The 6,572-nt window shown below is 75.3% G+C and carries 7 protein-coding genes; all 7 read right to left on the bottom strand.

Annotated elements, in window-relative coordinates; translation table 11 throughout:
• Positions 1 to 98, bottom strand: a 98-nt coding sequence (locus ACFWN1_RS30560) for a beta-ketoacyl synthase N-terminal-like domain-containing protein (RefSeq protein ID WP_384369106.1), incomplete at its 3' end; no start/stop codon positions are given.
• A gap of 79 nt (positions 99 to 177) precedes the next feature.
• Positions 178 to 1,092 carry an alpha/beta hydrolase gene (locus tag ACFWN1_RS30555; protein ID WP_384369103.1) on the bottom strand — a complete coding sequence of 305 codons (915 nt, stop codon included), beginning with the start codon at positions 1,090 to 1,092 and terminating at the stop codon, positions 178 to 180.
• Between the two features lies 1 nt (position 1,093).
• Positions 1,094 to 1,288 (bottom strand): ferredoxin, encoded by a 195-nt coding sequence (locus ACFWN1_RS30550; RefSeq protein WP_351110719.1) that lies wholly within the window; start codon positions 1,286 to 1,288, stop codon positions 1,094 to 1,096.
• A gap of 109 nt (positions 1,289 to 1,397) precedes the next feature.
• The gene (locus tag ACFWN1_RS30545; RefSeq protein WP_384369100.1) at positions 1,398 to 2,618 is read right to left on the bottom strand and encodes a cytochrome P450; all 1,221 of its coding nucleotides are present in this window, start codon (positions 2,616 to 2,618) and stop codon (positions 1,398 to 1,400) included.
• Positions 2,615 to 3,832, bottom strand: coding sequence for an acyltransferase family protein (locus tag ACFWN1_RS30540; RefSeq protein WP_384369097.1), 1,218 nt, complete (start codon positions 3,830 to 3,832; stop codon positions 2,615 to 2,617). Before ACFWN1_RS30540 ends, ACFWN1_RS30545 begins: the two co-directional genes overlap by 4 nt.
• A gap of 66 nt (positions 3,833 to 3,898) precedes the next feature.
• On the bottom strand, positions 3,899 to 5,647 hold the full coding sequence (locus ACFWN1_RS30535) for a dipeptide ABC transporter ATP-binding protein (protein WP_384369094.1): 1,749 nt from the start codon (positions 5,645 to 5,647) through the stop codon (positions 3,899 to 3,901).
• Entirely contained in the window at positions 5,644 to 6,417 is a 774-nt protein-coding gene (locus ACFWN1_RS30530) for an ABC transporter permease (RefSeq protein WP_384369091.1), read from the bottom strand. The genes ACFWN1_RS30535 and ACFWN1_RS30530 overlap by 4 nt, the downstream gene beginning before the upstream one ends.
• Between the last annotated feature and the right edge of the window lie 155 nt (positions 6,418 to 6,572).

The following is a 6,572-nucleotide window of genomic DNA, read 5'->3' as shown; positions in this document are numbered from 1 at the left end:
CGTCCGAGCAGCTCCCAGAAGGCATCGGGATCCGGGGCGCCCGGCAGGCGGCAGGAGAGTCCGACGACGGCGATCGGCGCTGAGTGAGGCTTGGCCATGGTCTGTCACGTACTCCCTCGACGAGGACGAATGCGCGACCAGCCTCACCACCAGGACTAACGGAGGTCTTGCGGCGTTCTAAACCCGGCCGGGGACGGGCCGGGCCCGTTCCGGGGCGTGCAGCCCCGCGCGCAGCGCCACCAGGTGCTCGGTCCCGATCCGCCGCTGCTCCTCCGGCGGGACGCCGTCCACGAAGGCGTGGTAGGCGCCGGGGAAGTTGTGCACCTCGACGGGGACCCCGGCGGCGGCCAGCCGCAGCCCGTACGCCAGGCCCTCGTCGCGCAGCGGGTCGAGGCCGGCCGTCGACAGATAGGCCGGCGGCAGCCCGCTCAGGTCCTCGGCGCGCGCGGGCGCCGCGTACGGCACACCCGGCCCCGGACCGCCCAGGTACAGCTCCCAGCTCTCCGCCGCCAGCCGCCGGTTCCAGACGGGCGTGTCGGTGAACGCGGCCATCGAGGCGGTCGCCAGCCGGTCGTCCAGGACCGGGGTGCTCAGGTGCTGGAAATGGAGGGCCGGGCCGCCCCGGTCGCGGGCGAGGAGGGTCAGCCCGGCGGCCAGCGCGCCCCCGGAACTCACCCCGGCCACCGCGAGCCGGGCCGGGTCCGCGCCCAGCTCGCCGGTGTGGCCGGCGGTCCACTCCAGGGCCGCCCAGCAGTCGTCGAGCGGCGCCGGGTACGGATGCTCCGGAGCCAGCCGGTAGGACACGGCGACCACCACGGCCCGCGCGTGCAGGGCGGCCTGGGCGGCGCCCGCGTGGACGGAGTCCACGCTGCCCAGGCAGAACCCGCCGCCGTGCATCCACAGCACGGCGGGCAGCGCGGCCGGTTCGTCCCGGGGCCGGTAGACCCTTACCCGCACCGGAGGCGCGCCCGGTGGCCCCGGCACCCGCAGCTCCCGCACCCGCACACCGGGGACGGGCGGCAGCGCGGCCACGTCCAGCAGCGGGCCCCGGTGGTCCGCCACGGCATCGGCCAGACGTCCGTCGACCGGCATCTCAGACCTCCAGGGCGAGGGCCTGCGAGGGGCAGAGGGCGATGGTCCCGCGGGCCAGCGCCTCCTCCTCCGGGCCGGTCACCGGGGCCCGGAGCAGCAGCACCGTCCCCTCGTCCGACTGGTCGAAACGGTCGGGGTCGGACAGCACGCACTGTCCCGCCCCCAGACACCGGCGGGTGTCGGCCGTGATGCGCATCGCTTCGGGTCCCTTCTCGAGGTGCCGCCGGCCGACCTCCGGCCGCGGCGCGTTCGTGCACGGAGCCGGGCGGTGGACGGGCCTCGGCCCGGTCCGCCGCCCGGCTCCCTCACCAGGTGACGGGCAGTTCCCAGACGCCCTGCACCCCGCCCGGCTCCTTCAGCGGCAGGGCGTCCGGCTGCACGGCCAGGCGCAGCCCCGGGAAGCGGCGGAAGAGGGTGGACAGGGCGATCTCCATCTCGGCGCGGGCGAGGTTCTGGCCGATGCACTGGTGCACGCCGTGCCCGAAGGAGATGTGGTGGCGGGCGCCGCGCGCCACGTCGAAGGCGTCGGCACCGGGGAAGGCGGCCTCGTCGCGGTTGGCGGTCGAGATGACGACGATCACGCCGTCGCCGGCCTTCACCCGGTGTCCGGCGAGCTCGGTGTCGGCGGTGGCGAAGCGGGCCACGCCGTCCGCGATCGCCATGTACCGCAGCAGCTCCTCCACCGCCGTGGGCAGCACCGTCGGGTGGGCGCGGAACGCGGCCAGCTGCTCCGGGTGCCGCAGGAGGGTGTACACGCCGAGCGCGATGGCGCTGGCGGTGGTCTCGTGACCGGCGACGAGCAGCAGCAGGGCGATGTCGACGAGGTCGCGGTGGGTGAGGTGGCCCGGCGCGAGCTGTTCGGCGATCAGGGTGTCGAGGAGGCCGTCGCCGGGCTCCCGCTCCTTGCGCCGGATCAGGCCGTCCAGGTAGGAGCTGAGCTGTGCGAAGGCGTCGGCGGAGTCCTCCAGGCTGGTGGTGCCGGTGACCACCCGCCGCGACTGTTGCTCGAAGAAGGCGTGGTCGGCGTAGGGGACGCCGAGCAGCTCGCAGATGACGATGGACGGGACGGGCAGCGCGAAGTCCGGCACCAGGTCGGCCGTCGGGCCCTTGGCCTCGATCGCGTCGAGCAGGTCGTCGACCAGGCGCTGGATGCCCGGCCGCAGGGCGTTCACCTTCTTCACCGTGAAGGCGGAGAGCAGCATGCGGCGCTGGACGGTGTGCTCCGGCGGGTCCATGCCGATGAAGTTGCGGACCTTGCGGGCCGCCTCGAAGCGCGGGGCGGTCGCCGGATAGTGCGGGTGGACCCGGTCCGAGGAGAAGGTGGCGGCGTCGAGGAGGACCCGGCGGGCCTCCTCGTGGCCGCTGACCGCCCACACGCGGCGCCCGTCGTACAGCTCGACGAGCGACACCGGGCCCTGCTCGGTGTAGCGGGCGTAGCCCTCGGGCGGCTGGAAGGGGCAGCCGCGGGCCTGCGGATAGGCGGGCGGGGCCGGGGCGGGCCCGGCCGGCGCGGACGTCTCGGTCATTCCTTGGCCTCCAGGGTGGTGGGGGGAATCGGCCCGGCGGGCAGCGGGTCGCCGACGGCCGCCGGCGGTGACGACGGCGCGGCCGGCGCGGGGCCGGGCGAGGGCCGGGGCCCGGACAGCCGGCGCACGAGCGGAGTCTCGACCCACCGGAACAGGGCGTACCCGAGGGCCACGCTCAGCAGCAGCGCGGCGACCAGCAGGACCGCCCCGAAGAAGGGCGGCACGTCCTGGCCGCCGATCAGCCACCGGTGGGCGTACGTGACGACCAGGCCGTGCACCATGTAGAACGCGAACGACAGCTCGCCCAGCCGGACCGCGACCCGGCCGCGGAACGGCGACCGTTCCCCGTTCTCGTCGGCCCGCGCGGCGGCCGCGACCAGCGGCGTCAGCCAGAGCGCGGCCGTCCCGGCGACCCCGTACAGGTACGGCACGTTCGAGTTGACCACGTATCCGGCGACGGTGAGGAGCCCCGCAGGCAGCAGCCCGAAGCGGGGCCACGCCCCGGCGAGGACCAGCCGGGCGGCGACCATGCCGAGGACGAACTCCAGGGCGCGGACCGGCGGGAAGAAGTAGACGAACCAGATCTGCTCGAAGGAGAGCGTGCCGTCGTCGATGAACGGCAGCGGCGTCCCGCCGACCGCGTACCGGCCGACCAGGGGGGCGAGGACGGTGAAGGCGCCGAGGGTGGCGGCGAGCGGCCACAGCCGGGCGACCGGCACCCGGTTCAGGACCCGCAACAGGAACGGGAAGCACAGGTAGAAGAAGAGCTCCACCGACAGCGACCAGCTCACCGCGTTCATCGTGTTCGGCACGGTCAGGTCGGGGAACCACGCCTGGAGCAGGAACAGGTTGGCCAGCGTGCCCTTCGCGGTGAACGCGTCGTCGGCGACCAGCATGAGGACGCCGGCGGCGACGAAGGTGACCAGGTGGTTCGGGTAGATCTTGGCCAGCCGGCGGCGCCAGACCTTCGGCGCGGTGTCGTCGGTCCGCGCCGACCAGGTCAGCACGAAGCCGCTGAGCACGAAGAAGAAAGTGACGCCGTAGAAACCGGCCTTGGCGAACACGTCGCCGAGCGCCTTCCCGCCCGCGCCGGAGACGTACGTCGTCTGCCAGGTGGTGTGGAAGGCGAACACGAGCAGCGCGGCGACGAATCTCAGTCCCGTCAGGGACGGGAGTCTGGGCGCGCGCGGGGCGGCGACTGGGGGGCGGGACATGGACGCTGACCTCCGGCAGGGGACGGTACGGGCACGCCTACGCTGGCAGCGCCCTGTTGGCCGGATCTAAAGCCGCTCTTGTGCCGCCGGGACGGCCCCGGTCCCCGCCTCCGCGGGCTCGCCGCGCCCGCCGCCGTCCGCCCCGCGCGCCCGCCTCGGCACCGCCGCGAGGAGCGTCCGGGTGTACGGGTGGGAGGGCGCCGCGAAGACCTCGGCGACCGGCCCCGACTCCACGATCCGCCCGTCCTTCATCACCATCACCCGGGCGCACACCTCCCGCACCACCGCCAGGTCGTGCGAGACGAACAGCGTCGCCAGCCCCAGCGACGACTGCAACTCCCGCAACAGGTCCAGCACCTGGGCCTGTACGGAGACGTCGAGGGCCGACACGGGTTCGTCGCACACCAGCAGCCGGGGGCCCGGCGCCAGCGCTCGGGCTATCGCCACCCGCTGCCGCTGCCCGCCCGACAGGGCCGCCGGCCGCCGCCCGAGGTGGTCGCCGGTCAGACCCACCCGCTCCAGTAGCTCCAGGATCCGTCCCCGCCGCTCGGCGCGCGCCGCGCCGCCGGCCTTCCGCAGGCCCTCGCCGACGATCCGCTCCACCGTCCACCGGGGGTCGAAGGCGCTCAGCGGATCCTGGGGTATGAGCTGAATCCCGCCACGGCGGGGCCGCCGTTCCCGCTCGGGCACCCCGCTCCACGGCCGCCCGTCGAGGAGTACGTCCCCGCCGTCCGGCGCCGTGAGACCGAGGACCAGCCGGGCCAGCGTCGTCTTCCCCGAGCCCGACTCGCCCACCAGGCCCAGGGACTCGCCGGGCCGCAGCGTCAGGGACACCCCGGCGACGGCCGTGCGACGGCCGCCGCGCGGACCGGCGAACTCCTTCACGAGGTCACGGGCGACGAGCAGCGGCTCGCCGGAGGTCACGGCGGCGGGCGCGGGCCGTCCCCGGGCGCCGGGCACGGCCGCGAGCAGCGCCCGCGTATAGGGCTGCCGGGGGCGGTCGAGCACCTCCGCCGTCGGCCCCGACTCGACGATCCGGCCGTCCTTCATCACCGCCACGTCGTCGGCGAGCGCCTCCACGACGGCCAGGTCGTGGCTGATGAGCAGCAACCCGGTGCCCGCCGTCTTCAACTCGCCCAGCAGATGCAGGATCCGGGCCTGGACGGAGGCGTCCAGGGCGGTCGTCGGCTCGTCCGCCACGATCACGCCGGGCTCCGCCGCCAGCGCCGAGGCGATCAGTGCCCGCTGGCGGAGCCCGCCGGACAGCTGGTGCACATAACTCGCCGCCCGCTCCGCGGGCTCCGGCACCCCTACCCGCGCCAGCAGCTCCACCACCCGCGCCCCGGTCTCCCGCCGGGCCACCAGACGGTGCGCGAGGAGCGGTTCGGCGATCTCCTTGCCGACCGGCCGCAGCGGATCGAGCGCCACCAGCGCGTCCTGCGCCACCAGGCCGATCCGCCGCCCGCGCACCTCCCGCCACTCGCGGTCCCCGAACCCGCCCGCGTCCCGGCCGAAGAGCCGCAGCCGGGCCGCCTCCACCGTCGCGGTGGGCCCGGCCAGGCCGAGCAGGCTGCGGGCCAGCGCGCTCTTGCCCGAACCGGACTCGCCCACCAGCGCCAGGCAGCGGCCCGCCGACAGCTCCAGGGCGGCGTCGCGCACCGCGTGCACGGCGCCCTCTCCCGTACCGAAGCGGACGTGCAGGCCCGCCACCTCGATCAGCGGCCCGGCCGGCGCCGGCGGCTGCGCCGCGTCGGCCGGGCGGCCGCGCCACGACAGCTTCGGCGCCCGCGCCCACGACTCGCCTACTCCGGTCATGACAGGGCCCGTCCTTCGGCTCGGTTCTGTGTGTGGCGGCCCACCACCGTGACCGCGAGGGTCGTGCACAGCAGCAGCAGTCCGGGGAAGAGCGCTATCCACCACGCCTGGTCCAGGAAGCCCTGGCCCTCGGTGAGCATCGCGCCCCATTCGGGGGTCGGCGGCTGGGCCCCGAGCCCCAGATAGCTCAGCGCCGCACCCGTGGAGACGGCCGCGCCGAGGGTGACCGTGGCCAGCACCAGCAGCGGCCCGAGCGTGTTGGGCAGTACGTGGCGGACCACCACGAGCAGGCGCGGCACACCGAGGGCGGTCGCCGACTCCACGTATCCGGAGCGACGGACGACCAGCGCCTGCGCGCGGACCACCCGGGCGAAACCGGGCGCCGTCCCGAAGGCCACCGCGAGCGTCGTCCCGACCACGCCCTTGCCGGTGACGAGCACGACGAGGAGGGCGAGCAGCAGTCCGGGCAGCGCGAGCAGCACGTCCGCCGCCCGCATGAGGAGCGCGTCCCCGTACCGTCCGGACAGCGCCGCGAGCAGCCCCCACACGATCGCCAGGAGGACACCCGCGCCGGTGGCGGCGGCGCCGATGGCCAGCGAGTAGCGGGTGCCGTGCACCACCCGCGCGTACACGTCCCGCCCGAGCTGGTCGGTGCCGAACCAGTGCGCCCCGTCGGGCGCGCGCAGCGCGTTCACCGGATCGGTGTCGGTCGCCCCCGTCGAGGTGAACAACCCCGGTGCGAGGGCCGCGAGCAGGATGAGGAGGAGCACGCACCCCGCCACCCACACGGCGGGCGGTCCGAGCCGCGGCCGGCCGGACGGACGGCCGCCGCCCCGCGGAAGGGAAGCCGGGCCGCTCACGCCGCCACCACCCCCGTGGGCCTGCGCAGCGTCGGATCCCGCCCCACGTACAGCACCTCCACGAG

The sequence above is a fragment of the Streptomyces sp. NPDC058459 genome (genome assembly GCF_042721685.1).
GTDB lineage: Bacteria > Actinomycetota > Actinomycetes > Streptomycetales > Streptomycetaceae > Streptomyces.
Note: the sequence above shows the minus strand (reverse complement) of the source record. Positions and strands in the feature narration are given on the sequence as shown.